This is a genomic window from Vreelandella glaciei (assembly GCF_013415125.1).
Lineage (GTDB): Bacteria > Pseudomonadota > Gammaproteobacteria > Pseudomonadales > Halomonadaceae > Vreelandella > Vreelandella glaciei.
Genome location: NZ_JACCDE010000005.1, coordinates 155,731 through 181,127 on the forward strand (window position 1 = coordinate 155,731; position 25,397 = coordinate 181,127).

Annotated in this window: 27 protein-coding genes; 13 read left to right on the forward strand and 14 right to left on the reverse strand. The window is 51.7% G+C overall.

What is annotated here, in order from left to right; translation table 11 throughout:
- Window positions 1-74: 74 nt before the first annotated feature.
- From HZS80_RS05465 to HZS80_RS05475, 3 genes are read right to left on the reverse strand one after another with little or no spacing between them, the layout of a single operon-like run.
- Window positions 75-965, reverse strand: coding sequence for an aldo/keto reductase (locus HZS80_RS05465; RefSeq protein WP_179915383.1), 891 nt, complete (start codon window positions 963-965; stop codon window positions 75-77).
- Window positions 966-982: 17 nt separating this feature from the next.
- A complete protein-coding gene (locus HZS80_RS05470; RefSeq protein ID WP_179915384.1) occupies window positions 983-1,720 on the reverse strand; it encodes an SDR family oxidoreductase in 738 nt (245 codons plus the stop codon).
- A 49-nt stretch (window positions 1,721-1,769) separates the two neighbouring features.
- A complete protein-coding gene (locus tag HZS80_RS05475; RefSeq protein ID WP_179915385.1) occupies window positions 1,770-2,174 on the reverse strand; it encodes a (R)-mandelonitrile lyase in 405 nt (134 codons plus the stop codon).
- 560 nt (window positions 2,175-2,734) lie between these two features.
- Between HZS80_RS05475 and paoA the strand changes: the two genes are divergently transcribed.
- The 8 genes from paoA (at window position 2,735) to HZS80_RS23375 (ending at window position 11,686) form a co-directional block, all read left to right on the forward strand.
- Window positions 2,735-3,397, forward strand: a complete 663-nt coding sequence (gene paoA, locus HZS80_RS05480) for an aldehyde dehydrogenase iron-sulfur subunit PaoA (protein WP_179915386.1) — start codon at window positions 2,735-2,737, stop codon at window positions 3,395-3,397.
- Window positions 3,394-4,344, forward strand: a complete 951-nt coding sequence (locus HZS80_RS05485; RefSeq protein ID WP_179915387.1) for an FAD binding domain-containing protein — start codon at window positions 3,394-3,396, stop codon at window positions 4,342-4,344. The genes paoA and HZS80_RS05485 overlap by 4 nt, the downstream gene beginning before the upstream one ends.
- A 3-nt stretch (window positions 4,345-4,347) precedes the next feature.
- Window positions 4,348-6,549 (forward strand): aldehyde oxidoreductase molybdenum-binding subunit PaoC, encoded by a 2,202-nt coding sequence (paoC, locus tag HZS80_RS05490; protein ID WP_179915388.1) that lies wholly within the window; start codon window positions 4,348-4,350, stop codon window positions 6,547-6,549.
- A 101-nt stretch (window positions 6,550-6,650) separates the two neighbouring features.
- Window positions 6,651-7,856 carry a (R)-mandelonitrile lyase gene (locus tag HZS80_RS05495; RefSeq protein WP_179915389.1) on the forward strand — a complete coding sequence of 402 codons (1,206 nt, stop codon included), beginning with the start codon at window positions 6,651-6,653 and terminating at the stop codon, window positions 7,854-7,856.
- Between the two features lie 109 nt (window positions 7,857-7,965).
- Window positions 7,966-9,051 carry an alpha/beta hydrolase gene (locus tag HZS80_RS05500; protein ID WP_179915390.1) on the forward strand — a complete coding sequence of 362 codons (1,086 nt, stop codon included), beginning with the start codon at window positions 7,966-7,968 and terminating at the stop codon, window positions 9,049-9,051.
- 244 nt (window positions 9,052-9,295) lie between these two features.
- A complete protein-coding gene (locus HZS80_RS05505; RefSeq protein ID WP_179915391.1) occupies window positions 9,296-10,357 on the forward strand; it encodes an alpha/beta hydrolase in 1,062 nt (353 codons plus the stop codon).
- A 159-nt stretch (window positions 10,358-10,516) separates the two neighbouring features.
- Window positions 10,517-10,990: a cytochrome P460 family protein gene (locus HZS80_RS05510; protein ID WP_179915392.1), complete on the forward strand. Its 474-nt coding sequence runs from the start codon at window positions 10,517-10,519 to the stop codon at window positions 10,988-10,990.
- A gap of 15 nt (window positions 10,991-11,005) precedes the next feature.
- Window positions 11,006-11,686, forward strand: a complete 681-nt coding sequence (locus tag HZS80_RS23375; RefSeq protein ID WP_179915393.1) for a DUF4405 domain-containing protein — start codon at window positions 11,006-11,008, stop codon at window positions 11,684-11,686.
- Window positions 11,687-11,713: 27 nt separating this feature from the next.
- Here the strand turns inward: HZS80_RS23375 and HZS80_RS05520 are convergent, their stop codons facing one another.
- Both HZS80_RS05520 and HZS80_RS05525 read right to left on the reverse strand, forming a co-directional pair.
- Window positions 11,714-12,691 carry an XdhC family protein gene (locus HZS80_RS05520; protein WP_179915394.1) on the reverse strand — a complete coding sequence of 326 codons (978 nt, stop codon included), beginning with the start codon at window positions 12,689-12,691 and terminating at the stop codon, window positions 11,714-11,716.
- A 93-nt stretch (window positions 12,692-12,784) separates the two neighbouring features.
- A complete protein-coding gene (locus HZS80_RS05525; protein WP_179915395.1) occupies window positions 12,785-14,212 on the reverse strand; it encodes an MFS transporter in 1,428 nt (475 codons plus the stop codon).
- 251 nt (window positions 14,213-14,463) lie between these two features.
- On the opposite strand from HZS80_RS05525, the gene HZS80_RS05530 reads away from it, so the two are divergent.
- The 3 genes from HZS80_RS05530 to HZS80_RS05540 all read left to right on the forward strand — a co-directional run bounded on the left by HZS80_RS05530 (window position 14,464) and on the right by HZS80_RS05540 (window position 17,323).
- The gene (locus HZS80_RS05530; RefSeq protein WP_179915396.1) at window positions 14,464-15,357 is read left to right on the forward strand and encodes a LysR family transcriptional regulator; all 894 of its coding nucleotides are present in this window, start codon (window positions 14,464-14,466) and stop codon (window positions 15,355-15,357) included.
- A gap of 162 nt (window positions 15,358-15,519) precedes the next feature.
- On the forward strand, window positions 15,520-16,656 hold the full coding sequence (locus tag HZS80_RS05535) for an MBL fold metallo-hydrolase (RefSeq protein WP_218927587.1): 1,137 nt from the start codon (window positions 15,520-15,522) through the stop codon (window positions 16,654-16,656).
- Window positions 16,657-16,699: 43 nt separating this feature from the next.
- The gene (locus tag HZS80_RS05540; protein ID WP_218927588.1) at window positions 16,700-17,323 is read left to right on the forward strand and encodes a flavodoxin; all 624 of its coding nucleotides are present in this window, start codon (window positions 16,700-16,702) and stop codon (window positions 17,321-17,323) included.
- 392 nt (window positions 17,324-17,715) lie between these two features.
- Here HZS80_RS05540 and HZS80_RS05545 read toward each other — a convergent pair whose 3' ends face one another.
- From HZS80_RS05545 to HZS80_RS05555, 3 genes are read right to left on the reverse strand one after another with little or no spacing between them, the layout of a single operon-like run.
- The gene (locus HZS80_RS05545) at window positions 17,716-18,531 is read right to left on the reverse strand and encodes a RodZ family helix-turn-helix domain-containing protein (protein ID WP_179915397.1); all 816 of its coding nucleotides are present in this window, start codon (window positions 18,529-18,531) and stop codon (window positions 17,716-17,718) included.
- A gap of 16 nt (window positions 18,532-18,547) precedes the next feature.
- A complete protein-coding gene (locus HZS80_RS05550) occupies window positions 18,548-19,282 on the reverse strand; it encodes a HupE/UreJ family protein (RefSeq protein ID WP_179915398.1) in 735 nt (244 codons plus the stop codon).
- Between the two features lie 55 nt (window positions 19,283-19,337).
- Window positions 19,338-19,703, reverse strand: coding sequence for a hypothetical protein (locus HZS80_RS05555; RefSeq protein WP_179915399.1), 366 nt, complete (start codon window positions 19,701-19,703; stop codon window positions 19,338-19,340).
- A gap of 127 nt (window positions 19,704-19,830) precedes the next feature.
- Between HZS80_RS05555 and HZS80_RS05560 the strand changes: the two genes are divergently transcribed.
- Window positions 19,831-20,106, forward strand: coding sequence for a metal-sensing transcriptional repressor (locus tag HZS80_RS05560; protein ID WP_179915400.1), 276 nt, complete (start codon window positions 19,831-19,833; stop codon window positions 20,104-20,106).
- Here the strand turns inward: HZS80_RS05560 and dmeF are convergent.
- The 6 genes from dmeF to HZS80_RS05585 form a co-directional block, all read right to left on the reverse strand.
- The gene (gene dmeF / locus HZS80_RS05565; RefSeq protein ID WP_179915401.1) at window positions 20,097-21,068 is read right to left on the reverse strand and encodes a CDF family Co(II)/Ni(II) efflux transporter DmeF; all 972 of its coding nucleotides are present in this window, start codon (window positions 21,066-21,068) and stop codon (window positions 20,097-20,099) included. The genes HZS80_RS05560 and dmeF overlap by 10 nt on opposite strands.
- A 170-nt stretch (window positions 21,069-21,238) precedes the next feature.
- The gene (locus tag HZS80_RS05570) at window positions 21,239-22,207 is read right to left on the reverse strand and encodes a CNNM domain-containing protein (RefSeq protein ID WP_218927589.1); all 969 of its coding nucleotides are present in this window, start codon (window positions 22,205-22,207) and stop codon (window positions 21,239-21,241) included.
- Between the two features lie 79 nt (window positions 22,208-22,286).
- Window positions 22,287-22,487 (reverse strand): transporter associated domain-containing protein, encoded by a 201-nt coding sequence (locus tag HZS80_RS23245; protein ID WP_218927590.1) that lies wholly within the window; start codon window positions 22,485-22,487, stop codon window positions 22,287-22,289.
- Between the two features lie 53 nt (window positions 22,488-22,540).
- Window positions 22,541-22,894 carry a CBS domain-containing protein gene (locus HZS80_RS23250; RefSeq protein ID WP_340162612.1) on the reverse strand — a complete coding sequence of 118 codons (354 nt, stop codon included), beginning with the start codon at window positions 22,892-22,894 and terminating at the stop codon, window positions 22,541-22,543.
- Window positions 22,895-23,342: 448 nt separating this feature from the next.
- Window positions 23,343-23,651, reverse strand: a complete 309-nt coding sequence (locus HZS80_RS05580) for an AzlD family protein (protein WP_179915402.1) — start codon at window positions 23,649-23,651, stop codon at window positions 23,343-23,345.
- On the reverse strand, window positions 23,641-24,357 hold the full coding sequence (locus HZS80_RS05585; RefSeq protein WP_179915403.1) for an AzlC family ABC transporter permease: 717 nt from the start codon (window positions 24,355-24,357) through the stop codon (window positions 23,641-23,643). The genes HZS80_RS05580 and HZS80_RS05585 overlap by 11 nt, the downstream gene beginning before the upstream one ends.
- A 116-nt stretch (window positions 24,358-24,473) precedes the next feature.
- Between HZS80_RS05585 and HZS80_RS05590 the strand changes: the two genes are divergently transcribed.
- Entirely contained in the window at window positions 24,474-25,301 is an 828-nt protein-coding gene (locus HZS80_RS05590) for a LysR family transcriptional regulator (protein WP_179915404.1), read from the forward strand.
- The last annotated feature ends 96 nt before the right edge of the window (window positions 25,302-25,397 follow it).

Consider the following 25,397-nt stretch of genomic DNA (forward strand, 5'->3'; position numbering starts at 1 on the left):
GTAGCGCTACTCAATCAGGGGGTGACGTCGAACCGAGCAAAGCTCGGCTCTTCTCTTCTATCTAAACGACAGCATCACTCCGGTATAGAAAATTTGACCGTTTTAGTACTGAGCGATTTGGGGTCTGGCCCGCCACGGCGGCCAGTATCAAGTGCGTCGATCAAAGCGATCTCTTCGGTGGAAAGCGAAAAATCGAAAATATCGAAATTCTCGCTGATCCGTTCAGTGTGTACCGACTTGGGGATCACTGAATGACCCCGTTCGATATGCCAGCGCAGAATCACTTGGGCCGGTGATTTACCGTGCTGACCGGCAATCCGTATGATTGTGGGATGCGTCAGCGGGTCGTCTTCCGGCTTAGGGTCTTCAGTGAAGTAACGATTAACGCCGCCAATGGGCGACCACGCCTGAGTCAGAATGCCCTGCTCCAGATGAAATTGACTCAGCTTCTTCTGAGTGAAGAACGGATGCAGCTCCACCTGGTTTACCGCAGGAACCACGCCGGTCTCATCAATGGCGCGCATAAGCTCTTCTTCGTTGAAGTTCGACACGCCGACAGCACGGGCACGGCCACTTTTCACAATTTCACAGAGCGCCTTCCATGCACCCAAAGTGCGTTCGAATTCAGTCGGGGCTGGCTGGTGTAACAGATAGAGATCAATGTGTTCCATGCTCAGCTTGCGCAGCGAACGTTCGAACCCGTGCATCGCGCCGTCATAGGTATAATCTGAAAGCCAGAGTTTGGACTCGATGAACACGTCTGAGCGAGCGAGACCGCTTGATCGGAACGCTTCGCCCACCTGCTCTTCATTCATGTAAGCGGCGGCAGTATCGACATGGCGATAGCCCGCCTCAAAGGCAGACAACACCGCGCCAGTAGTTTCCTCAGGACTAGAGCGATAAACGCCCAGTCCGAAGGCAGGCATCTCAACACCATTGTTCAAGGTAAGAAGGGGTATGGTCATAGCATTTCCTATCTTGTTTATAGCACTTGGCTGGTCGGCCGGAATAGAATCTCGTTGATATCCACGTCCTCGGGCTGGCTCATGGCGAATTCCACTGAGCGTGCGAACGAGTCGGCGGGTATCGCATACTGTTCATAGAAATCATGGATCGCCTCGGACACGTCATTTTCCGAGATACTATTCGGTAGTTCTGTATCGACAGCGCCAGGCGAGATAATCGTCGAACGGATATTGTAAGGTTTGACCTCTTGGCGCAGTCCTTCGGAGATGACACGAACGGCATGCTTAGTGGCCGCGTAAACAGCACTGCCAGGGCCAACCTTATGGCCAGCGACCGATGAAACGTTGATGATCTGCCCACTCTTTTGGGCGGTCATATGCGGCATTGCTGCCGCGATGCCATAAAGCACACCCTTGATATTGACGTCGATCATTTGATCCCACTCTTCGACCTTCAGGCGCTCTAAAGGTGAATGCGGCATCACACCGGCATTATTGAGCATGACATCGATACGGCCATGTAACTGAATGGCGCGCTCCACCAGCGCTTCAACCTGATCCCGCTGGGTGACATCGGTCTTAACCACCGCCTGCTCATCCAGGCCGAGCTCCTTGGCGAGCGCCTGTAAACGCTCCATACGACGCGCGCCGAGCACTACCTTTGCGCCCCCATTCACCAATCGGCGTGCGGTCGCTTCGCCAAGGCCACTGCTAGCCCCTGTGATGACAACGACTTTATCCTTGATACCTTCCATTGTGAGTTCTCCTTTCTAAATAAAGTAATGGCTCTTGCTGGTTCTTTGCTTAAGAAACGCTGCTGAGATAATCCTCTTCCGCTACTTTTTCCATCCACGTGACGGGCGAACCATTCTCCGATTCAGCAATCGCGATATGCGTCATAGCGTTGCTATCAGTGGCGCCATGCCAATGCTTCTCGTCTGGTCCAAACCACACTACGTCGCCTGGGCAAAGTTCTTGTTTTGGCTCCCCTTCCCGCTGAGCCCAACCCAGCCCGGCCGTAATGATCAATGTTTGCCCTAGTGGATGGGTATGCCAAGCCGTTCGGGCTCCAGGTTCGAAAGTGACGATAGCTCCGCCGGTTTTAGCTGGTTCAGGGGCTTGGAAAGGCGAATCAATACGCACTGTCCCAGTGAAATATTCTTCGGGGCCTTGGGCAGATGACTTGGAGGCGTTGCGCTGGATATCCATGAGAATACCTTTGGTCATTGGAGTGTTTTGACGAGCCTGGAACAGACAGCGAGGTCAAGAGGGAGTAGCGTGTCTCACAGTTTAGGACACTCACATGGATATGATTAGAGGCTTATAATGACTTGGTCTTATGTCTAAAATTCATTAATCCCCAAACCAACCTACCCCTCCTTCTCGTGCATTTGCCCCATCACGGGTGACGCTTATGACGCACCTAACTAGCTGTATGGAAGATATGCTCTCCATAACGGCTTAAGCTATTTGGCAACCCTACTGCTACAGGGCATACGTCCTAACGGCTTTTATCACCGTTAACTGATTGAACTCGTAGCGAAGCTTCCAAGGAATATCCAACTATCCTAGCCGCATAGAAACCCAAAGCCATCATCTGATTAATGAATTGAGCACATAAGCTCATCCGGATTTTAGCGATAGTTGAATGGATTTGGTTTAGCTAAGTTGGTAGCTGAAGACAAATGAACGTTATGAACTCATTTCCCAAAGACACCATGTCATTTGGATCGAATTTCATGCCGACTTGCTAGCGATAGGGATGCCCCATGTCAAAGCTAAGCGACTTCGAAATCACCAGGCGCAACCTGTTGATCGGGAGCGCCACGACCACAGCCTCTCTTGCCTTGCCTAAATTTTCCTTCGCCCAGGAAAAAAATACGGGGCAAGCTTCTTCAGTAACCACTATTCCAAACTCGGCAATGACAGAGGTCGGCTTCACTGTGAATGGCGAGGCCCGGAAGTTAACTGCCGATAATCGCCTCACCCTTCTCGATGCTCTGCGCGAAAGCCTGCAACTAAGCGGCACGAAAAAAGGCTGCGACCATGGCCAATGCGGAGCCTGCACCGTTATGGTCAATGGTCGGCGCATTAACTCTTGTTTGTCCCTTGCGGTAATGCATGAAGGTGACGAAATCACAACGATTGAGGGGCTTGGCACACCAGAGGGTCTTGACCCGATGCAGGTAGCCTTCATTGAACATGACGGTTATCAGTGTGGTTACTGTACGCCTGGTCAAATCTGCTCGGCCAAGGCAACACTCGAAGAAATCCGGGCTGGCATCCCAAGCCATGTGACTGAAGATATCACCGGAGAGATACAAATCACGTCCGCTGAGATACGCGAACGTATGAGCGGTAACCTCTGCCGCTGCGGCGCCTACGCGAACATTCTTGATGCCATAGAGCACGTCGCGGAGGATAAGGCATGAGAGCATTTAGCTACGAACGAGCAGGATCGCCCCAAGAAGCAGCCGCAGCAGCGGCCGCGCATGAAGGAGCCCAGTTCATCGCTGGCGGGACAAACCTTCTTGATCTGATGAAGCTGGAAATCGAGACACCCTCGCATCTCATCGATGTGAACGGACTAGGACTCGATACTATCGAAGCGACGGCAGAGGGAGGCCTGCGCATTGGCGCGCTAGTACGCAACACTGATCTTGCCGCCGACCAACGCGTGCGCCGCGACTATGGTGTCCTGAGTCGTGCGCTCGTCGCGGGGGCATCGGGCCAGCTACGCAACAAGGCAACGACGGGTGGTAACCTGCTACAGCGCACACGCTGTCCCTATTTCTACGACACCAACATGTCTTGCAACAAGCGTGAGCCAGGGTCGGGTTGCGCCGCGCAAGGAGGCTACAGCCGTCAACTCGCGGTCATCGGCGGCAGCGAAGCATGTATCGCTACTCACCCAAGTGACATGGCAATCGCCATGCGTGTGCTCGATGCAGTGGTGGAGACAGTGAATGCCGAGGGCGACACTCGCGCCATTCCCCTCGCTGACTTTCACCTTCTCCCTGGCGACACCCCGCATATCGAGACAGTACTCGCACCAGACGAGTTCATCACCGCCGTTGTCCTTCCCAGGCCACTTGGCGGGCAGCACTTCTACCACAAGGTACGTGATCGTGCATCCTACGCCTTCGCTCTAGTATCGGTTGCCGCTGTGATTCAGCCGGATGGCTCCGGTCGCATCGCACTAGGTGGCGTGGCCCCCAAACCGTGGCGAAATGAGGCCGCCGAGGCCGCCATGCCAAACGGTGCCCGAGCCGTCATATCACGTCTTTTTGAGGGTGCGACACCCACCGAAGATAACGAATTTAAGGTGACACTGGCTGAGCGTACACTTGCCGCCGTGCTCGCCGAAGCCAGGGGATAAGCCATGCGTTTCGACAGTCCCGCTGAACAAAACGTCTCCGATCGTATGAAGGTGCTCGGACAACCATTACGCCGAATCGACGGCCCTCTCAAAACCACCGGCATGGCGCCCTACGCCTACGAGCGTCATGGTGTGGCGAAAGATCAGCTTGTCGGCTACCCACTCGGCTCTGCCATCGCCAAAGGCCGTATCGTCTCGATGGATATTAATGAAGCGCAAGCCTCACCGGGCGTTGTGGGTATTGTCACCACCTTAGAAATGGAGCGCCTCCCCAAGGTCGACTGGAATGTGGCGTATCTCTTCGGCGGCCGCGAGATTCAGCATTATCACCAGGCAATTGCCGTGGTGGTTGCTAACAGTTTCGAAGAAGCCCGCGCCGCAGCTGCCTTGATTCGCGTCGAGTATGAGGAAGACCAAGATGCCACCTACGACCTGGCTGCCGTACGGCAAGAGCGGTTAAGTGATGACGTAGAACCCATTGACAATATTGGCGACTTCGAAAGCGCCTATGCGTCAGCTGAGGTGACACTTGATGCCACCTATACCACCCCAGGGCAATGCCATGCCCAAATGGAGCCACACGCGACCATTGCCCAATGGGATGGAGATCACCTGACCCTCTGGACATCGAATCAGATGATTGAGTGGAGCCGTCAAGCACTCGCTACCACGTTTGATTTGCCCGCCGAAAACTTTCGTCTCGATTCGCCTTATATAGGCGGTGGTTTCGGGGTGAAGCTATTTTTACGCGCCGATGCGGTGATGGCTGCGCTTGCTGCTAGAAAGGTCGGGCGTGCGGTTAAGCTCGCGCTCCCTAGGCCAATGTCCGCAAATAACACGACCCATCGCGGTTTGACGATCCAAAGAATACGCATTGGAGCCTCCCAAGAGGGAAAAATCACCGCGATCGGTCACGATAACGCCACCAACACGCTTCCCGGTGGTGATGGTGAAAACGGCGCCAGGGCCACTCGCCGTTTTTATGCAGGTGAAAACCGGCTTCTCATTAATCGAGCGCTGGAAATTCATCTTCCAGAAAGCAATGCGATGCGCGCACCAGGCGAAACAGCAGGCCTGATGGCGCTAGAAATTGCGATGGATGAAATGGCTGAGAAGCTAGGTATGGACCCTGTCGAGTTTCGGATTATTAACGATACGCAGGTCGACCCTAGTCATCCTGAACGTCAGTTTTCGGAGCGTCACTTTATTGAGTGCTTACAGCGCGGCGCCGAAGTCTTCAATTGGGCATCTCGCAACAAAGCCCCAGGCTCGCGACGTGAAGGGGCGTGGTTAATTGGGCATGGTGTGGCAGGCGCCTATCGCGATGCCCCTGCAGAAACCTCAGGGGCGCGTGTCAGTGTAAGACCCGATGGTTCTATACGGGTGGAAACGGACATGACGGACATTGGCACCGGTTCGTACACCATCATCGCTCAGACGGCGGCAGAAATGATGGGCGTATCGTTGGAGGTGGTTAACGTTGATTTAGGGGATTCTCGACATCCTGTTTCTGCTGGCTCAGGCGGCCAATGGGGTGCGGCAAGCTCGACGGCAGGGGTCTATGCCGCCTGTTTAGCGTTACGCAAAAAAATTGCAGAGCGTTTAGCTGTTGATCCTGAGGCACTTGAATTTTCAGAAGGTTATGTTCGCTATAACGATCAGCAAACAGCGCTCAGCGAGCTCGCATCTGCTGGCTCTATTACAGCTGAAGACAGTATTGAGTTCGGCGATTTTCGAAGTGAAGAGTATCAACTGGCCACGTTTGGCGCGCACTTTGTCGAAGTGGCCGTCCACGCGACGACGGGTGAAATCCGCGTCCGACGAATGCTGGCGGTCTGTGATGCAGGGCGCATTCTTAACCCCATGACCGCCCGTAGCCAGGTTATAGGAGCGATGACCATGGGCGTGGGTGCAGCTCTGATGGAATCGCTGGCGGTCGATACCCGACATGGCTTCTTCGTCAACCATGACCTCGCTGGCTATGAGGTGCCGGTGCATGCCGACATCCCCGCACAGCAGGTAATCTTCCTTGAAGGCGAAGACCCCTATTCGACACCCCTGAAGGCCAAAGGGGTCGGCGAACTCGGTATTTGTGGGGTCAGCGCAGCTGTCGCCAACGCGGTCTATAACGCTACCGGTGCGCGAGTCCGTGACTACCCCATCACACTCGATAAGTTCCTAGACCGTCTACCGGAAATCGCCTGAAACACTTAGCAATCCCGGAAGCCTCGTTAGCTTCCAAACACAGTTCTGAGCAGTATGAAATCCGTTGATATAACAACCCTTAATGCAAAGGATGTCGCCGTATGATGAAGTTTGCTTTTCCAGTCCTATTTTCCTTCGCCGCGCTTTCTCACGCCGAGGCACAAGAGTCTGATTCAGGCCGTATCGCGCCGGACGAGGTCTACGAAGTAGCGCCTGGTCTAGGCCAATACACGGATGACGTCTTGTTCGGGCGCGTCTGGCCCGGCGAGGCCCTCGCCCCCCGAGATCGTAGCCTCGTCGTGCTGTCCGCTCTGATTTCCATGGGGCAGACCGGGCCGGTAGGTAGTCATACCCGCATCGGCCTGGAAAACGGCCTCACGCCTGCCGAGATCGGTGAGATCGCCACCCATCTGGCTTTCTATGCTGGCTGGCCCTATGCCATCGCCGCTGTCTACGAGATGCACGAGGTCTTTCAGAATCAAGGCGTTGAGATGCCAGTAGATGCCGATGGCACACCGCTGGAACTTAACTCTGAGGCCGAAGCGGCGCGTCAGCGTGAAATGTCCGAAGGCATCACTGCGACAGTGCCTCAACTCGCGGACGCGACCAATGAGGTACTGTTTGACGATTTATGGCGTCGACCTACGCTGAGCACCCGAGACCGCAGCTTGGTGACTATCGCGTCACTAGCCGCTACCGGTAAGGCCGAACAACTCCCCGCCTACCTCAATCGAGCACTGGATAATGGGCTAACACCAGCTGAGGCGAAGGAAGCAATTCACCACCTAGCCTACTATTCAGGATGGCCAAACGCGGTATCCGCAGTCCCGGTGCTTGAAGAAGTCTTGTCGGCGCGTGAGACAGCCGAGACGTCAGCCAACATTACGGTTGTGCCCAGCACGAATGCAGAAACCACGACGGGCGGTGAGGATAACTTCACAGGCGTGGCTGAGGTCAGCCAACGCTTTTCTGCTCCCCAACCCGCCCGCCTCGGGGGAGGCGTAGTGAGCTTTGAGGCGAGCGCACGCACGGCTTGGCACACCCACCCTCTCGGTCAAACGCTTTATATCACCGACGGATGCGGCTGGGTGCAGAGTGAAGGCGAAACTGTCCAAGAGGTTAAGCCCGGCGACATCGTTGTCATACCACCGAATACGCCTCACTGGCATGGTGCTTCCGCATCTGACGACATGACTCACCTTGCTATATCAGAAGCGCAGGATGGCAGCTCTGTAACGTGGATGGAACTCGTCACTGATGAAGAGTATGCACAAGGAGATAGCGCTGAGAGTAAATGCAACGTCTAAATAGGTGATCGGATTGACTCAGCCATAGCACGAATAATCCCATCAAAAGCTCCCCCATCAAGCGCTGGAGGAGTTATACAGATAACAACGTTCTAAGGAGTCGGCTTGTATGAAATCTAGATGGACAACGCCATTAACGGCTGCCTTTATTGTCAGTGCTTTGAGTTCACCGTTTAGCCTCGCGGCCGAACCTGATACTCAAGAACCTCTGGTGATCCAGGAGCAAGGCAGTTTCACCGTGGGTGGTACCATAACAACGGAGCCAGGAGAGTTTGACCCACTGAACCCTACTCAACCTGATGGTCAAACCTTTCGAGGAGACCACCTTTATACGTTTTACCAGATTCCAGACGAAGCTCGGCAACTGCCTATCGTTATGTGGCACGGCTTTGGGCAATTCTCCAAGACATGGGAGTCCACCCCGGATGGGCGTGAGGGTTTCCAAAATATCTTTCTTCGTCGCCAATACCCGGTTTATGTCATTGACCAACCGCGTCGTGGTAACGCTGGACGCAGCACGGTCGGTACCGAAATCAACCCCACCCCTGATGAGCAGTTTTGGTTTGGGCAGTTTCGCGTGGGCGTCTGGCCAGATTATTTCGAAGGCGTACAGTTCCCGACCGATGAGGAGACGCTCGATCAGTACTTCCGTTCCATGACACCCGATACCGGTCCATTCGATATTGACATCATGTCCGACGCCGTCTCAGCCCTGTTTGACGAGATTGGCCAAGGCATCCTGTTTACACACTCTCACAGTGGCGGCATGGGATGGTCTGCAGCCATCAAGAATGATGATATCGAAGCCATCGTTGCCTTTGAGCCAGGCAGTAACTTTGTCTTCCCAGAAGATGAAGTACCTGCTCCTAAAGAAAGCTCCTTCGATACGCTGGAAGGGGTAGCGATTCCAATGAAAGATTTCGAAAAACTAACCGAGATCCCCATTATTATTTTTTATGGCGACAATATTCCTGCAGAGCCCACCGATATTCCCACCCAAGACGCTTGGCGGGTAAGACTAGAGATGGCGCGTGAGTGGAGAGATGCCGTTAACGAACATGGGGGCGACGTTACACTCGTTCACCTGCCTGAGATTGGCATTGAGGGTAATACCCACTTCCCCTTCTCGGATCTGAACAACGTCGAAATTGCGGATCAGGTTTCTGAGTTTCTGGCCGAGAAAGGATTGGATTAACGCTTGCCAACTCAACGCTAGTTAATATCGGCATCGGCATTAATATCGCAACAGGACAAGGAAGTCCTGTTTTCCCTGCAGCCGACAGCAATGCTGCTCGAAGTATTCATGATTTCACCTCATCAGCTCATCCCAGATATTGGACTTATTCTCATCAGTCAACTCCCTTACGCTGCTATTAAAAGCGCGCTCATCACCAATAGTGCGCTCTGGGTATCGTTTGTTTAATCATCTGGAGAACTATATGAAATACACTTTATTACAGGCTGCAGTCATGGCGGCAATGACCGGTATCACTGCGAGCAGTGCTTGGGCGGCGGATTACCAAGACAATCCATTTACCTTGACCTACGAGGACGCGATTACTGAAAACGTAAATGGCAAGGTCAATATTCATCCGGTCAGCTATGAACTTAATGGCGTGAATATTGCAGCTAATGTCTATACCCCTGCGGGTTACGATCCGGAGCAGAGCTACCCAACCGTGGTAGTGGCCCACCCGAATGGCGGGATAAAAGAACAAGTGGCAGGTTTGTATGCACAACGCCTAGCGGAGCAGGGCTACATCACCATCGCCGCGGATGCAGCCTTTCAGGGGGCAAGTGGTGGCGAGCCACGCAATGTTGACACGCCCGCAAATCGCATCGAAGACATCCATGGCATGGCGGATTTCATCACCCAATATCCGGGCGCCAATGAGCAAAGCTTAGCCTTACTCGGCATCTGTGGCGGTGGTGGATATTCGTTGGCAGCCGCCAAAACGGATAAACGCTTCCAGTCAGTCGCAACGCTCAGCATGTTCAACTCGGGCCGCGTTCGTCGCAATGGCTATGTGGATTCGCAAATGGACACGATCCAAGAGCGGCTGCAGGAGGCTTCGGAAGCTCGCGACCAGCAAGCGGCTGGCGGAGAAGTGCTGTATGCAGCTGAAGGTTTCACTGAACTCACTGACGAGCAGATTGACGAGCTTCCCTTTGAGCTCTATAGCCAGGGGGCTATCTACTACGGTAGAACCCATGCACATCCGAACTCGACTGCCCGATACACTCAGAGCAGTTTGCTAGATTTGATGCGCTGGGATGCTACTGATCAGATCGAATTGATCGACCAGCCGCTCTTAATGATCGCCGGTAGTGAGGCCGAAACCCTCTATATGACCGAGGATGCTTTCAGCATGGCCACCGGCACAGAGAATAAGGAATTGTTCGAGATCGATGGTGCCACGCATATCGAAACCTACTGGGTTCCCGAGTATGTCGATAGCGCCGTCGATGAGTTGACCGAATTCTATGCCCGCACTTTGTAATAAATAATTGCATCATAGTCGCTGCTATCAGTGGCCCGACTCTCATAAGGCCAATGAAGGTGTTGCAGTCTTCACATCGAAACCGGCTTAAAGGAACCAGTGATACCCAAGTGTAGGCGACCATTAACTTCCTGACTTCATCCCTTATTGAGTACTGAAATGAAGAAGTATGCCCCCTATTTTGCCTTGTTTGCTTCAATTCTCTATTTACCCAGCGGGCAACTGCAGGCCGAGGAAAACCGTGTCCAGTTTCCTGATCTTGATGAGTTGGTGCACTACACAACCGTAAGGCGTGGCGATGTGATGGAACATATCATGACCACTCCCGAAGCCATGGAAGCCGTAGAGGAAAGACGTTCCATACCCTACGGAACGCATTTTGTGCTCGTTGACCATCGAGATGGCGAACTCTATCGCTACTTTGTCATGGAGAAAGGCGAAGGTTTTGGTGATGACTACGATACGTCACGTAGAACCGACGACTGGCAGTTTCAATGGTTTTGGCCAGATAGATCAATTAATACCGATGAAAATACAGCCCGCTGCCAATCTTGCCACCGTCGACAGGCGTCGAGTGATTACCTGTTTACTGGCTATCGGATACCCCGATTTGATGGTTCACCCGTCGAGTAATGTTAGGAGCACCACGTGAGTTCAATTTTTTTGATGAGGCTGGTATTTGACCTCACTGCGGCAGGTCTGCTGTTGTTTGGCTTTTCTTATTGGTGGCTTGGTAATGTTGCCCATGAAGTCGCTGGGACAGCACTGTTTCTTCTCGTTATTATTCATAACCTTTTTAATCGGCGTTGGTATCGCACGCCCCCTAAGGCACGGCGTGCATCACGTGAGCTTTTCAATACCGTTGTAACTTTCATACTGATGGTTGTGATGTTGGTACTGATCGTCACTAGCATACTGATCTCTAATGCTTTATCTAGCGTCATGTCAGCTTATGGCGGCTTTACAGTGATGCAAATACACACGATGGCAGCTTATTGGGCACTCGTCATCGTGGCTATCCATCTCGGGTTACGCTGGCCATTACTCATGGGACTCGCTCGTAACGCTTTGGGCCTTCAACGCGATAGCCGTACGCGAACTGTCGTACTTCGATTAATAGTTATAATGATTGCGGTCCATGGTGTGTGGAGTTCGTTTGAACTGGGGCTTGGGAGTAAGTTATCCATGCAAATGACACTCGATTGGTGGAACTTCGAAGAATCAGTGGCCGGCTTTTTCATTCACTGCATAGCGATCGCCGGACTCTTCATGCTCTTGTCTTATTACGCGTCACAAGGGGTTGCAGTGGCGCAAACGCAAGGCAGGTAGGTCAATCCCCCATTTTTAGAGACACATTCAGAGGCTATTACGCGTTTTACCCCGCTGAACGCGTAATACATCAGCCATCACAGCAAGGGCTATTTCGGCAGGTGTTTTGCTACCTAACGACAGGCCTATGGGCATATGGAGGCTTGCTATTTCAGCTTCGTTGAGCCCACCTGAACGACGAAGCCGCTCTGCCCTAGCGTGAGAAGTTCGTTGTGACCCCATGACTCCGATATAAAAAGCAGGAGTGCGCACGGCTTCAATCATGGCTAAATCATCAATGCGAGGATCATGCGTCAGCGCGACGATAGCGGTAGCGGCATGACAACCGCCCGATGCAATGAATACAGAAGGAAGCTGGGCACGCACTTCCACACCTGGCACATCAAAACCAGCTAGCACCTCCTCACGCGGGTCGCAGATAATCACCTCATACCCTAACCCAAGCGCGAATTGAGCACAGGCCTCGGAGACAGGCGATATTCCCGCAATAATTAAACGGGTAGCTGGTGTTAAACGAATGTGCGCCACATTGGTATTCGCGTCCCAGGTCACTCGCGGCCCAATGCCATCATCAACAACGAAGCTCCTCGCATTGCTGTTAAGTTCAATACACCGCGCCAATGCTTTTTGGCCTAGCAAGGTGTCACGGAATACTTCAAGGTGAACTAAAGCATCATGCTCAGGTGGCAGTCGTTCAATAAGAACATCGAGAATACCCCCACAAGGAAGGACAACGCCTGCGCCTTCAGCACCGCCCTCACCATAGCGAAGAGTGGTCATTGGTGTGTCAAACTCACCCGCGGCCAGCCGTTCAAGAAAGTCCTCCTCAACACACCCACCTGACAGCGACCCAACATACTGCCCCTCGGTACTGACAACGAATAAAGCGCCCGGTGGACGTGGCGAGGAGCCATAGGTTGCCATCACCGTGCATAGCCACACGGTGGCACCGTCACGTGCCCAAGCAAGTGCCTGCTCGATAACCTTTAGATCAAGATGCTGCATTTTCACCTCGCATCAACTGGCTAAAAGGGAAGGCAGCCAATGCATCAAAACCTAGAAGCCATCGTGTTAAACGTCATTTAATTAAACAGCTGATTAACTCAATGCTCTCGTTGCTGCGTTTGATGCTGGCACGATCATGAATAGCGCCACCAATAGGGCTAAGCACACCATAATGCTGCCTCCCAAAACAGCCACTGAGATTTGATGGCTGAGCAGAGTGATTCCCGTTAAAGGTGCATTGCTGGCATGGGCAAAAAAAGCGATCAAGATACCAAGCCCAAGTGTTCCACCCATTTGGTGGGCCACGTTGACCATGCCTGAAGCTGCACCTTGATCGTCAGAGTGGACTTGGCTAACACCGGCGACGGTCAGCGGGCCCAGTGCTGAGCCGTTGCCGAGTCCAATCAATAACATGGGTAGCGCTATTCCAGACCAATAACTGGCATTCTCATCGGCTAGCGAAAGCCAAAACATACCCACAGCGAGTAGCGCTAAAGAAAGGCATAACACGCCACCGTTGCCAAAACGGCGTGTCAATATAGGCACCGAAAGTGCAGCGACAAAGGTAGGTATGGTCATAGGTAAGAAGCCAATACCCGCTTGCAATGGCGAGAACCCCAACACGAGCTGCATAAACTGAGTGGAAAAAAAGAAAAAACTTACCATTGCACCAAGAAACAGTAGACGACCTAAATAGGCACCGACCCTTTCACGACTGGCGAAGAGCCTTAAGGGTAGCATTGGCTGAGATACACGCTGTTCAGTAACAATAAAAAGTGCAAGCAACCCAATCGAGATGGCTAACACTCCCAAGGTGCTCACTGCCAACCAGCCCACCTCAGTGGAGTGAACAATGGCATAAACCAATGCCCCCATACCGAGGGTAGAGCTGACTGCGCCTACCAGATCAAAAGCCCCTTTTTGTCGTGAGGTCTCGCTCAATACATTCATTGCCGTGGCAATCAGAGCCAAGCCAATGGGCACATTCATAAAAAAGCCCACCCGCCAAGAAAGCTGATCAGCGAATATCCCCCCTAGCACCAGCCCCAAGCTAGCACCGCCCCCCGCTACCATCGAATAATACGCCAATGCCCGAGTCCTCTCAGGCCCTTCCGGAAAGGTTGTTGATATTAGCGCTAATACTGAAGGCGCTAAAATAGCCGCCCCTATGCCTTGTATCCCCCGCGCAATAATCAGCCAGTACGGTGTTTGTGCCAAACCTATCGCAAGCGATGACAAGGTAAATATCCATAGGCCTACTAGCAACATTCTCTTACGGCCCAACAGATCGCCTGCGCGCGCGGCTAATAATAAAAAACCACCAAAAAAAAGCGTGTAGATATTTTGTACCCACGACAATCCCACTGAAGTAAAGCCGAGATCATCGCGTATCTCAGGCAGTCCCGTTACGACAATGGAGATATCGAGAACAATCATTAAATAACTGATTAACACTACACCCAACACTGCGCTGGGGTGACCATTAATTAAGCGGCTGTCAGCCGACTCACTTGACGACATTATTCACTCCTTAAACCAAGGCATCTATTCTTAACCTGCAATTAGCGGGCATGGCTCATAATGTTCAGGTGTCCTGAATAGGGTGAGGCAGCGATGGCAATACAGCGCATGCTGGTGCGTTGTGCTATGGCCTACCCATCAGCTCCGTAACAGCGAGTAGCGGTGCAAAAAGTAGTGATAAGACTTTAGCAAAAGGCAATTTTTATGATTAGATAGCAAAATATGGATGAGCTAATGAAGGAAATTCATCAATGTCGCGCGATAATTTCAATGATTTACACGCATTTCTCATGGTCGCCAAAAAGGGCAGCTTCACGCGGGCCGCTGCAGAGTTAGGTGTATCACAATCGGCTCTTAGTCATGCCATGCGCGGCTTAGAAGAAAGGTTGGGCATCCGCTTGTTAATGCGTACCACAAGAAGCGTCTCACCTACCAATGCAGGTGAACGGTTAATTCGCACTATAGGTCCTTGCTTTGAAGACATTCAGTCAGAGCTAACCGCCCTCAACGAACTACGTGACAAGCCAGCAGGTACTATCAGGCTTTCAAGTAGCAGCCACGCTGCCGATTATATTTTAATACCCAAGCTACAACCGTTTTTAAAGGAGTACCCAGATATTCAAGTTGAGATCAATGTAGATAATGGATTAACGGATATTGTCTCTGAACGGTTTGATGCAGGTGTCCGGCTTGGCGAACGCGTCGCGAAAGATATGATAGCTACTCGAATAGGCCCTAATATGCGGATGGTTGTTGTAGCAGCACCGGATTATTTTGAGCGTTATTCACAGCCAAAAGATCCCCATGAGTTGACTGACCATAATTGTATTAATTTCCGGTTTCCAACCCACGGTGGTTTATATATGTGGGAATTTGAGAAGAAAGGCCATGCAATGAACGTATCGACAGAGGGGCAACTTATCGTCAACAATACTCAACAACAAATAAATGCCACGTTAGCGGGCGTAGGGTTAGGTTTCGTCCCAGAAGATATGGTGGTGGAATACATTAAATCTGGGCAGCTAATTCAAGTGTTAGATGATTGGTGCCCTTCCTTCCCTGGATTTCATCTCTATTATCCAAATCGACGTCAACCATCGCCCGCTTTTTCACTGCTATTGGAGGCATTACGCTCATCTTCATAGGCGCGGCAACACTATTGATGAGTTCAATTCATAGCCACATCCCAATTTATACCTCTAATGCTTATTACTGCATGGCATTATGGTGATGCAATCTGATACATATTTTTTAAAAGCCAATCGTGTATCGATCTAAAGTCGCTACTCACTTTAAGGGGTATGTAGTTGAAATCTCGATGGAAAAAAATTCTAGGTGTTCTATTACTTCTGGTTTTATCTATTGGCGTGGCTGGGTATGCTTACCTTCAATCTCCAAAATTTGGTGCGCCGCCCGATCAAGAGAGCTTAGCGCTTTTTCAACAATCTCCAAATTATTCAGACGGGATTTTTCATAACCTAGAGCCAATCCCTGAGATCACAATGGAATCAGACTCCGATCGCGGCTGGTTAGACTTTTTCTTTACTGGAGATAGCGGAAGAGCACCCCCACAGGCGTTACCTACAGTAAAGACAAACTTACATGAAATAGAACAAAGCGAAGACATCATTGTTTGGTTAGGGCACTCCTCATTTTATGTACAAGTGGCGGGGCAACGTATTTTAATCGACCCAGTCCTTAGTCAAAATGCCTCACCTATCCCCTTCACCATCCAAGCATTTGAAGGGACGAGCATCTATACCGTAGAAGATATCCCTGATATCGATTATGTCTTAATTTCCCATGATCACTGGGATCATTTGGATTATCCCACGGTGATGGCGTTAAAGGATCAAATCGATAACGTTATCGTAGGGCTGGGTGTGGGTTCACACTTTCGAAGCTGGGGATTTGATAATGATCAGATTATTGAAACCGATTGGAACACTCAAATAAGCCTGGATGACGAACTAGTTATCCATGTACTTCCCGCACGTCATTATTCAGGCCGCCTGTTTCAACGTAATCAGACGCTTTGGGTATCTTTTGGCATTCAATCACCACAAAGGCAACTGTATTTCAGTGGTGATAGCGGCTATGGAAGCCACTTTCAAATTATAGCCAATGCGTTAGGCGCAGTAGATGTAGCCATGCTAGATGCAGGCCAATACGATGAACAATGGCGTTTTACGCACATGACGCCTGAAGATGCCGCTCAAGCGGGCCGCGACCTAAGGGCGACGGGGGTTATACCGGCTCATGTAGGAAGGTTTTCGCTCGCCTTTCACGATTGGGACGACCCATTTAACCAGTTGGCAGGTCTTGAGCAAGATGAACCGTTCGGGCTGTTAACTCCACGTATTGGTGAAGTTATTGAGCTAGCTTCTTTGTCAGAGCTTGATTTCAACCAGTGGTGGAATATCGACGACACTTCAGATAACTAAGCGTAATTGACACTTAATCCGTCTATTTAATGGATAATACCCTATGATTTTTTTTCGTTTTACCTTATTGATGGCTACCTTATCAGCTTCTTCCACCCTATACGCTCAAGAACAGGAGAGTGAGATTAACCTTCAAAGCGACGATGCGAATTTAATTGTCTATTTAACACGTACCAACAATACGAAAGCCGTCGCTTCAATGATTCATGAGGCAGTGGGCGGAGAACTTATTGAGCTAGCATTAGAATCGCCCTACCCTGAAGATTATGACGCTATCGTATCTCAAGTAGACGAAGAGAATGAAACAGGGTACCTTCCTCCTCTTGAATCAACCATCGATAACATAGAGCAATACGATACCATTTTTATTGGTTTTCCTACCTGGGACATGACCCTGCCACCACCAATGAAAAGCTTCTTGAGTGAATATGATTTAAGCGGAAAAACCGTTATTCCCTTCAATACTAATGGTGGCTACGGCTTAGGAAGCAGCCTGGAAGTTGTTGAAGAATTGTGCGCTGGTTGTCAGATATTAGATGCATTCGAAACAAAGGGTGGCTTAGAAAGGGATGGCATTTTACTAGCTATAGAAAATGAGAGAGAAGATGAGGTTGAGGCTGACGTTTTAGATTGGCTGGAAAGTATAGGCTATTCAGGATTAAAATGAGAAAACTACGTTATATCAACACGCTCACTACCTGCTTTCTTATAGGTGTGCTCGCGAATTTTGAGCTAATCAGTTGTCATAAGGGGCTTGAGGGCTTTGCCCATCATGCTCTTGACTAACTGACGACCCATTTATCTATGCTCGAAGACACCGCATGCATGCTTCACGAACAGTGTAGTTTTGATCAACGACCAGTTGTGCTGCTTCGAGTCGAAATACAGGACTAAAGTCACGCTTTGGTCTTGTTACCATTCTGCCATTAAACTCATCTGATGTGCTTAGGTATGATTTTATATCAAGCGGCCTGTTAATAAATTAAGACCACTAGCGAACAATTTACGCTGGTACAAAGAAAGCCTCTAGCACTCAAACGAGCGCTAGAGGTTATTCCATTAAAGTGCCTTCACTAACTCGCCATAATCTCCACCCACACGCAAGACAATGGTCACGTCGTTGTCATTGCGGTTACGGAAGAACCAGCCGTGATTGCCGGTGAAAGCGGCTTCAAGCTTGCCCTCATCCTCGGGTACACCCCGGCCTTTCTCATAACTGATGGAGTTACCATTTCCATCACCGTGCGTGTCAAAGTTGACGGGGCCACCTTCTGATGCCCAAGCAAAGGTAGCAATAGCACCTTCTTGCATGGTGAGTTTGTACTCCGTTCCTTCTCCTGGCGTCAGAGTAAAGCTCACCTCATCACTCCATAGAGACGCTTCTTCCGCTTGCGCCGCCTGGGAAGCGGCCTCCTCAGTCGCTAATGCCTCTGCCAGCGCCACGCTGGCGTCGGTCATCACCCTTTCAGAACCAGTAGGTGAAGGTGCGACTGGATCACTCGCTGAGGCTGAATTGGCTGTTGGGGGAGCTATCTCTGCCTCGGATGTCGCAGTCTGAGCATCAGCACCGTTTACCGTCGCAGGCTGACTATCACTGACGATCTCTTGAGATGCAGTGGGTTGAGACGCCTGCTGGGCACTGGCTTGATCGTTGGCCTGGTCAAGCTCGGCTTCCTCAGCCAGCTGGGTTTTGATTTCTCCCATCTCAGTCAGCCCCAACATGCGCCCAGCGCCGGTGGGGTCAATGGCATACTCAGCAGGCAGCACGACGGTGATCAGCAAAGCGACGGCAATAACGGCGGCCATCAACGTAGAGCGAAGTAACTTACCCGTTGACGGCAGTTCGGCACGGGTTGGAAGATCAGAGTTATACATCGGGGACTCCCCTTAATTAAGCAATGAAATAGCCGGTCAGTTGATAACCCACCAGCATAAAACCAGCACACATCATGGCGACGTTGGCGGTATACGCGTGGCGTAAGAAGCCAGTAGTACGTCGCCAGAAGCCCATCACAATGAGAATGGCGCTCAATGCCAGTAGCTGGCCGATCTCTACGCCTACGTTGAATGCCAGGAGGTTAGGGACGAGACCATCAGGCGAGATATCGTATTCAATGATCTTGCTCGACAGGCCAAGGCCATGAAACAGACCAAACACCAACGTGGCTACCTTAGTGTTGGGCTGAAAGCCGAACCAACACTGATACGCACCGATGTTATCGAGCGCCTTATAAACAACGGAGAGTCCGATGATGGCGTCAATCAGGTAACTATTGATGCCGATATTGAAGTACACCCCTAACAGCATCGTCGTCGAGTGACCGATGGCAAAGAGGCTGACGTAAATAGCAATATGCTGCATTCGGTAGAGGAAAAAGATGACCCCTAACAAAAACAGAATGTGGTCATACCCCGTCACCATGTGCTTGGCACCGAGATACATAAACGAGATCAGATGAACATCATAGATCTCTTGTATATAGCCCTTGTCACCTTCAGCCACCGCGTGAGCAAGTACCTCACCACTGGCGCCCAGTAGCATTAACAGCAGGGTTAGAAAGGCTAAGGCGTGGCGTCGGGCCATTATAGGCAAGCCGAGCGCACCCCTTACTTGGGATGGAAACATGCAACCTCCACGGGTCAGTCATTAGTGTTGGCCATCCGATGGATGGCCCCAGTCATCAAGCAACGACTGGCCGTGGAGGCCGCTCCAAGCGGTAGACACGACGCAGGGGAAAGGCCCGTCGTTCGCCTATCCGCAGGGCGTGACGGACGTTGGGTGCGAGGGCAATGCTCGCCCCCAACCGGTCCGCTTGTTCGTGGAAATGACTGCCGCTCTCATGAGGGAGCTGGCGAGCATCTTCATGCATGTGGCTATGGGTATGCCCATGGCCGCTTAGATCACTCTTGTGGTCAAGCGACGCAACGCTAGCCATGCTCGCCGCCCCATGGGCTTGCGCCTCGCCGAGGCTGGAGATGACCAGGCTAGGCAAGAACACTAGTAAAAACATCAGGTAGCCAAGACGGTGGCGCAGCCGATGGAGCATAACAAAACAACCAGAGTAAAAGTGATAACCAAGCAACAGATGCTGTTTCAGCAATAGCGTTGGCAGCATGATACCAATAGATTAACATCCCCCCTAGGGGGATAGAAACAATGAAAAGGAAAAGAACATGACATCGCATACCCACCAGTCGCATCCCGATATCATCAAGCGACTCAATCGCGCTCGCGGCCATTTGCAGAGCGTGACGCACATGATGGAAGAGGGTCGCCACTGCCTCGACATCGCGCAGCAGCTCCACGCGGTCGAGAAAGCCGTCCAGCAGGCTAAGCGCGTATTGATCCATGACCATATTGAGCACTGTCTGGATGACGCTCTTAGCCCTCTCTCACCGGAACAGCAACACCATGTCGACGATTTCAAAGCGATTGCGCGTTATTTGTGAGGAGCTAACGCCAAGCCAGCACTTTGGTCTTCCTCGCAGGGCAATATCTCAACTGTGATGTGAACGAGAGAAGAACAATGGGCCTGGATATGGCGTTTGTATGCCGTGGGCGACTCGGGTTCATGGGCCACGATGGAGACGATAGCAGCATAAATATTGGGGCCAATCGACCACACATGGAGATCACTAACACGGGCATCATCGTTCTCAACGGCCTGTTTGACAGCGTTTTCCATCGATTGATGCTGATGATCCAGCAATACTGTCGATGTCTCTTTAAGCAACTGCCATGACCAGCGGGTGACCAAGATAGCGCCCACGATTCCCATGGCAGGGTCCATCCACCCCCAACCCGCATATTTACCCGCCAGCAGCGCCACAATCGCGAGCACTGATGTCAGTGCATCCGCCAGTACATGCAGGTAAGCAGCACGACGATTATGATCATGATGATGGCTGTGGTCAGGATCATGCCCATGACCATGACCATGATGGTGGTCATGACCGGCCTCGCCTAATATCCAGGCAGAAACACCGTTGACCACCAAACCGATAAACGCGACAAAAATAGCCCCGTTAAACGAGATCTCAACGGGTTGAATAAAGCGGCCCACGCTTTCTATCACCATGTAAAGGGCGAACACGGCCAGCAGTATCGCGCCGGTAAATCCCCCTAGCGCGTTGACCTTACCGGTGCCAAATGAGAACCGGTCATTCGTAGCCTGCTTACGGGCATAGGCATACGCAAAAGCGGCAATACCCAGTGCCACCGCATGGGAGCCCATATGCAACCCATCGGCCAGCAGCGCCATTGACCCGTAGATCACCCCCGCCGTAATTTCCCAAACCATCATGGCCAGGGTCAGCCCGACCACAATGAGCGTCCGCGACTCTCCGGAGCGTTTATGGTTCTGGCCAAACGTATGATCGTGCTGCCATTGGTCAAGACGATGGTGATGCATGACGGGCATACCTAATGGAAAAAAAGAACTTGTTCAGCGTAGGAGCTATCGAGCGTTGCGACGCCACCTATCCCCCCTAGGGGGATAGGTGAGATGTTAGTGGAGATCAGGTGGGTTCACAACTAGACGTGCTTGATAGCTTGGCCTATCGCAGACTAAGTATTGGAATCTTAGGCAATACGCTCTGAGAGCGGAAGCGCACGCTTTAGGATATCGGCGAGTGTGACAACTCCATGTAACCTTTCAGTGTTCATGACCACTGCGAGCTGTACACTTGTTTTGCGCATGCGAGCCAGTGCTTCATAAACAGGCGTTTCGCCGTCCAGTACAAACGCCTGGCGGGCAATTTCACGGGCGGCTCGATCAGCGGGTTCCAGTAGCGTATCGCGCACATGTACGACCGTTGGTGGAATATCCTTCTCACCCATCACGAGAATGCGAAAATGGCCCGACTTGATCGCTGCTGCGCGCACATCGGCGACCGAGGCCGCCCGGGTGACGTGGACTGGCAAATCGCCCTCGGTTATCAAAGAGGCGACCGGAAGTGTGCCCAAATCGATCAAGCCAGAAAGCTGCTGCATCTCTGGCTGAAAGGTGCCCACCTGTCCAGAGTGCTCCACCAACTGCCGAATCGTCTCAATATCTTGCCCACCCACGGCGGCGCTTTCGACAGGCTCAACGCCGGAGGCTTTAACCAAATGGTTGGCGAGGCGATTCACCCAGCCGAGGAGCCCACGCAATGGCCAAATGTAGATGCGCGAGATTACGCCAATGGTCAATGCTGACTTTTCTGGATGAGCAATGGCCCAGGATTCAGGTGCCATCTCACCGACGACCAAATGTAAAAATGTCACTACGAACAGTGCAAGACCAAAGGCCGCACCACCGGCAGCCCAGTCGGGCAGCCCCCAGGCCGTGAAAATGGGGCCAAGCCAGACATCGACAGCAGGCTTTGATACAGCACCTAGCGCAAACCTGCAGAACGTAATCCCTAACTGAGCACCCGCCAGCATCAAGGTTAAATCATTCATACCGCGCAGCGCAGCCCGTGCAGAGGAGCTATTGGCGGCTAACTCTTCAAGGAGATGACGACAAACAGTGGATCGTTCATGCGTTCTCTCCTGCCAGGGGTAGCTCAATTAATTGAACACGCATCAGGTTGGGAACATGCCGTTCAATGCGCAGCACATCGATGACGAGACGCTGTCTCATCGGCTCCTAGGCAACCAGCTCAGCAGGATCAACGGGCAAATCAATCGGCACTGTCTCGCCTTCCCTGGGTAACGCACCCAGCGCTGCGATGAGCAAACCTGCCATTGCCTCCACATCGTGATGGGGCAGGTCATGGTCAATGACGCGTTTCAACTCATCCAAATGAACGTCGCCCTCCATCATCCAGGTCGTATCGTTTTCGGCCACAATTGCGTCGTTGGTGGCTTCATCATGCTCATCGGTGATTTCGCCGGCGATCTCTATGGCGAGATCACGATGGTCAGTACCCCGGTAAAACCGCCGTACTCATCAATGACGCAAGCCATCTGATTGGTCTTTTGTACTAACTGGTCGAGTGCATCGGGTAAGCGCATCAGCGTGGGGAGCACTGCAGCTGGTCTCATCACGGAGGGGACCGGCTGGTCGCGATGCCCCGCCTCGATCCGTTTGAGTAGGTTAGCAAGATGCACCACGCCTACCGAGGCATTTTCGTCATCGATCTCTGGGTAGCGAGTATGGGCACGCTCCATGAGGCTAATGAGCTCCTCAAGGGACGTTTCAGGGCTAACCCATTCGACCTGCGACGTTGCACTGCGAGAAATCGAGAATAAGATCCATCATACGCGATAGCTCACGTGGCAAATTCCCAGTCTCGTGAATCAGCAATAATGTGCGGGAGGTCGATAGCGGATGCGCTTACGTCCAGATCGTGGACAGGCTCGATACGTAGCAGCTTCAAGAATAGATTGGTAAAGCTCCCTAAGACTTCTGAATCAGAGTCGCTGCGATGGGGGTTAACTCTGTTCCAACAGTTATGCTGGTTTACAGGGGGATCCCTGTTGTCATTTCCAGCAATTGATGCGACGTGACGTCGTAATATCAATCTAATAAAAAATTTATGCAGGATTGAATGCAACAGAAATAATAGTATCTGCTGCGACAGATCACGTATTTTTCAATATTAAGTGCGACTGCTCTTCTAGCATAAACCTTAGAATCGGAACCATAGATAAGAATTTACATTACCTCCTAAGACGGAAAGCCATCAAAGACATGGGTAGGCTAAAACTGCCGCGTTATCGCTGCTGCCACAATGCCTAATGCGATAGCGGGTAGCGGTTTCTTCAGTACAAGCATGGTGACCGCAGTGGTCAGTAACGCGATGCGCGCCCCACTATCCCCAGTTACCGCGATGGGAGCAAGCAAGGCTACCAGTACAGAACCAGACATCGCCTGGATAAACTGCTTGACCCGATAGCTGATCGGCACAAAGGACATGACATAGACGCCTCCCCAGCGAGTAGCCAGTGTTACTATCGCCATGGTGAGTACAATGGCAAAAATGCCTGTGCCAGCTGCTTCAATGTTCATCGTTTTGCGCTCCCCATACCGTTCCAGCAACACCGCCCGCCACTGCCCCTACCATAATGTGGCTGTTTGCGGGTAAGTAGCGGAAAGCCAGTAATGATGCCGTGGCTGCAACCGTCCAAATAATCAGCATTCGAAGGTTCTTTTCACCGCCAATCACCATGGATAACAAGAAACATCCCATAACCATATCCAAGCCGAGGCTCTCAGGGTTACTAACGGCACTGCCAAAATAGACGCCAAGCCACGTACCGACGACCCAGAAGAACCAAAGAGCAAGACCGCCACCAAACAACAGACCTAACCCTGGTTTTCCTCGGCTAAATGCTTGCATGGACATCGCCCAATTAGCGTCGGATGCCACCAGCATCACGCCATATCGTTTTGCAGGCGATAGGTGGCGGAGCCAGGGATATAACGTGGCTCCCATTAGAAGATGTCGAGCATTGATTGCAAACACCGTCATCATCATCGTGAACAACGGAATGTGTGTTCCCCATAAATCTAAAGCAGCAAACTGGGCAGCCCCGGCAAACACCAACGTACTCATGACAACGGTTGTCGAGCTGCTAAGGCCTGCTTGGGTCGCAGCCAAACCGAAGGCGGCACCAAAGACGATCACAAAGATAGAAATAGGGGCTAGCTGCTTGAACCCTGACCAGATCAGCGGCTTATCAAGGTGATGTAATTCTGTATCGGCGCATGCCATTGATGACTCCTTCAATTACTTAAATATTCCTACACTATGCACTTGGTGGAGCATGCCAGAAAACCGCATAATTCAAGGGGTAATTATTCGATATGCTAATGGGAGAGTAAAACAGGATGACGTACCACGATCTTCAGATGGATTGGCTCAAATGCTTTGTTGCCGTGGTAGATGCTGGTTCGCTGTCCGCTGCTGCGCCCGAAGTACATCGCTCCCAATCGGCGGTAAGCATGCAGCTTAAAAAGTTAGAGTCTGCGTTAGGGTGCCCATTACTGCTACGCGGGCCTCGCCAACATCAGCTTACCCCGGAGGGCCAAAAACTGCTGGGGTATGCTAGACGAATGCTTGATCTACATGCCGAGACTCAGGCGGCGTTTCACGGCGAAGAATTGACGGGACGAATTCGCCTTGGCGTGCCCGATGATTACGCAGCTAAATACCTTACCCCGGCGCTTAAACGGTTTGCGCCCCATCATGGTTCGGTGGAAATCGAGCTACATTGCGAACAATCAACCTCCCTCATTCCGCGTGTAAAACGAGGAGATCTAGATTTAGCGCTAATCTCGCGGGACCGTTCACGACATGGAACCTTGCTATTCTATGAGCCGATGGTCTGGATTGGGTCTCCTCAGTTCGAGATTTGGAGGCGAGATCCTTTACCGATAGCTGTTTATGAGGATGCGAGCCTCGCCAAACGAAGCGCTATTAACTCTCTTGCACTCCAGGGGCGTCGATACCGAGTGGTTTACAACAGCTCAAGTCTCGCTGGCCAACTGGCTGCGGTTGAAAGTGGCCTGGCTGTCGCCGTACTCACTCAGTGCAGCGCTCCTTCTCACTTAGAAATATTGGGGAGTGATCATCATTTAGGGCCTCTGGATCCTATGGAAGTCGCCGTCTTTAGGAGTCAGGCTTCAAAGGGATCTGAATCGCCCCGGATATTCTAGACACCCGTTAGGCTCTTAAAGTAACGCCTTTCATACTCAACCGGTGACAAGTTATCACTTGTACCGTGTCGGCGCTTTGGGTTGTAAAACATTTCG

What these genes read in the sequence shown, in the direction of transcription:
- HZS80_RS05465 (WP_179915383.1), bottom strand. Translation starts at nt 965, where the DNA reads ATGACCATACCCCTTCTTACCTTGAACAATGGTGTTGAGATGCCTGCC.
- HZS80_RS05470 (WP_179915384.1), bottom strand. Translation starts at nt 1,720, where the DNA reads ATGGAAGGTATCAAGGATAAAGTCGTTGTCATCACAGGGGCTAGCAGT.
- HZS80_RS05475 (WP_179915385.1), bottom strand. Translation starts at nt 2,174, where the DNA reads ATGGATATCCAGCGCAACGCCTCCAAGTCATCTGCCCAAGGCCCCGAA.
- paoA (WP_179915386.1), top strand. Translation starts at nt 2,735, where the DNA reads ATGTCAAAGCTAAGCGACTTCGAAATCACCAGGCGCAACCTGTTGATC.
- HZS80_RS05485 (WP_179915387.1), top strand. Translation starts at nt 3,394, where the DNA reads ATGAGAGCATTTAGCTACGAACGAGCAGGATCGCCCCAAGAAGCAGCC.
- paoC (WP_179915388.1), top strand. Translation starts at nt 4,348, where the DNA reads ATGCGTTTCGACAGTCCCGCTGAACAAAACGTCTCCGATCGTATGAAG.
- HZS80_RS05495 (WP_179915389.1), top strand. Translation starts at nt 6,651, where the DNA reads ATGATGAAGTTTGCTTTTCCAGTCCTATTTTCCTTCGCCGCGCTTTCT.
- HZS80_RS05500 (WP_179915390.1), top strand. Translation starts at nt 7,966, where the DNA reads ATGAAATCTAGATGGACAACGCCATTAACGGCTGCCTTTATTGTCAGT.
- HZS80_RS05505 (WP_179915391.1), top strand. Translation starts at nt 9,296, where the DNA reads ATGAAATACACTTTATTACAGGCTGCAGTCATGGCGGCAATGACCGGT.
- HZS80_RS05510 (WP_179915392.1), top strand. Translation starts at nt 10,517, where the DNA reads ATGAAGAAGTATGCCCCCTATTTTGCCTTGTTTGCTTCAATTCTCTAT.
- HZS80_RS05520 (WP_179915394.1), bottom strand. Translation starts at nt 12,691, where the DNA reads ATGCAGCATCTTGATCTAAAGGTTATCGAGCAGGCACTTGCTTGGGCA.
- HZS80_RS05525 (WP_179915395.1), bottom strand. Translation starts at nt 14,212, where the DNA reads ATGTCGTCAAGTGAGTCGGCTGACAGCCGCTTAATTAATGGTCACCCC.
- HZS80_RS05530 (WP_179915396.1), top strand. Translation starts at nt 14,464, where the DNA reads ATGTCGCGCGATAATTTCAATGATTTACACGCATTTCTCATGGTCGCC.
- HZS80_RS05540 (WP_218927588.1), top strand. Translation starts at nt 16,700, where the DNA reads ATGATTTTTTTTCGTTTTACCTTATTGATGGCTACCTTATCAGCTTCT.
- HZS80_RS05545 (WP_179915397.1), bottom strand. Translation starts at nt 18,531, where the DNA reads ATGTATAACTCTGATCTTCCAACCCGTGCCGAACTGCCGTCAACGGGT.
- HZS80_RS05550 (WP_179915398.1), bottom strand. Translation starts at nt 19,282, where the DNA reads ATGTTTCCATCCCAAGTAAGGGGTGCGCTCGGCTTGCCTATAATGGCC.
- HZS80_RS05555 (WP_179915399.1), bottom strand. Translation starts at nt 19,703, where the DNA reads ATGCTCCATCGGCTGCGCCACCGTCTTGGCTACCTGATGTTTTTACTA.
- HZS80_RS05560 (WP_179915400.1), top strand. Translation starts at nt 19,831, where the DNA reads ATGACATCGCATACCCACCAGTCGCATCCCGATATCATCAAGCGACTC.
- dmeF (WP_179915401.1), bottom strand. Translation starts at nt 21,068, where the DNA reads ATGCATCACCATCGTCTTGACCAATGGCAGCACGATCATACGTTTGGC.
- HZS80_RS05580 (WP_179915402.1), bottom strand. Translation starts at nt 23,651, where the DNA reads ATGAACATTGAAGCAGCTGGCACAGGCATTTTTGCCATTGTACTCACC.
- HZS80_RS05585 (WP_179915403.1), bottom strand. Translation starts at nt 24,357, where the DNA reads ATGGCATGCGCCGATACAGAATTACATCACCTTGATAAGCCGCTGATC.
- HZS80_RS05590 (WP_179915404.1), top strand. Translation starts at nt 24,474, where the DNA reads ATGACGTACCACGATCTTCAGATGGATTGGCTCAAATGCTTTGTTGCC.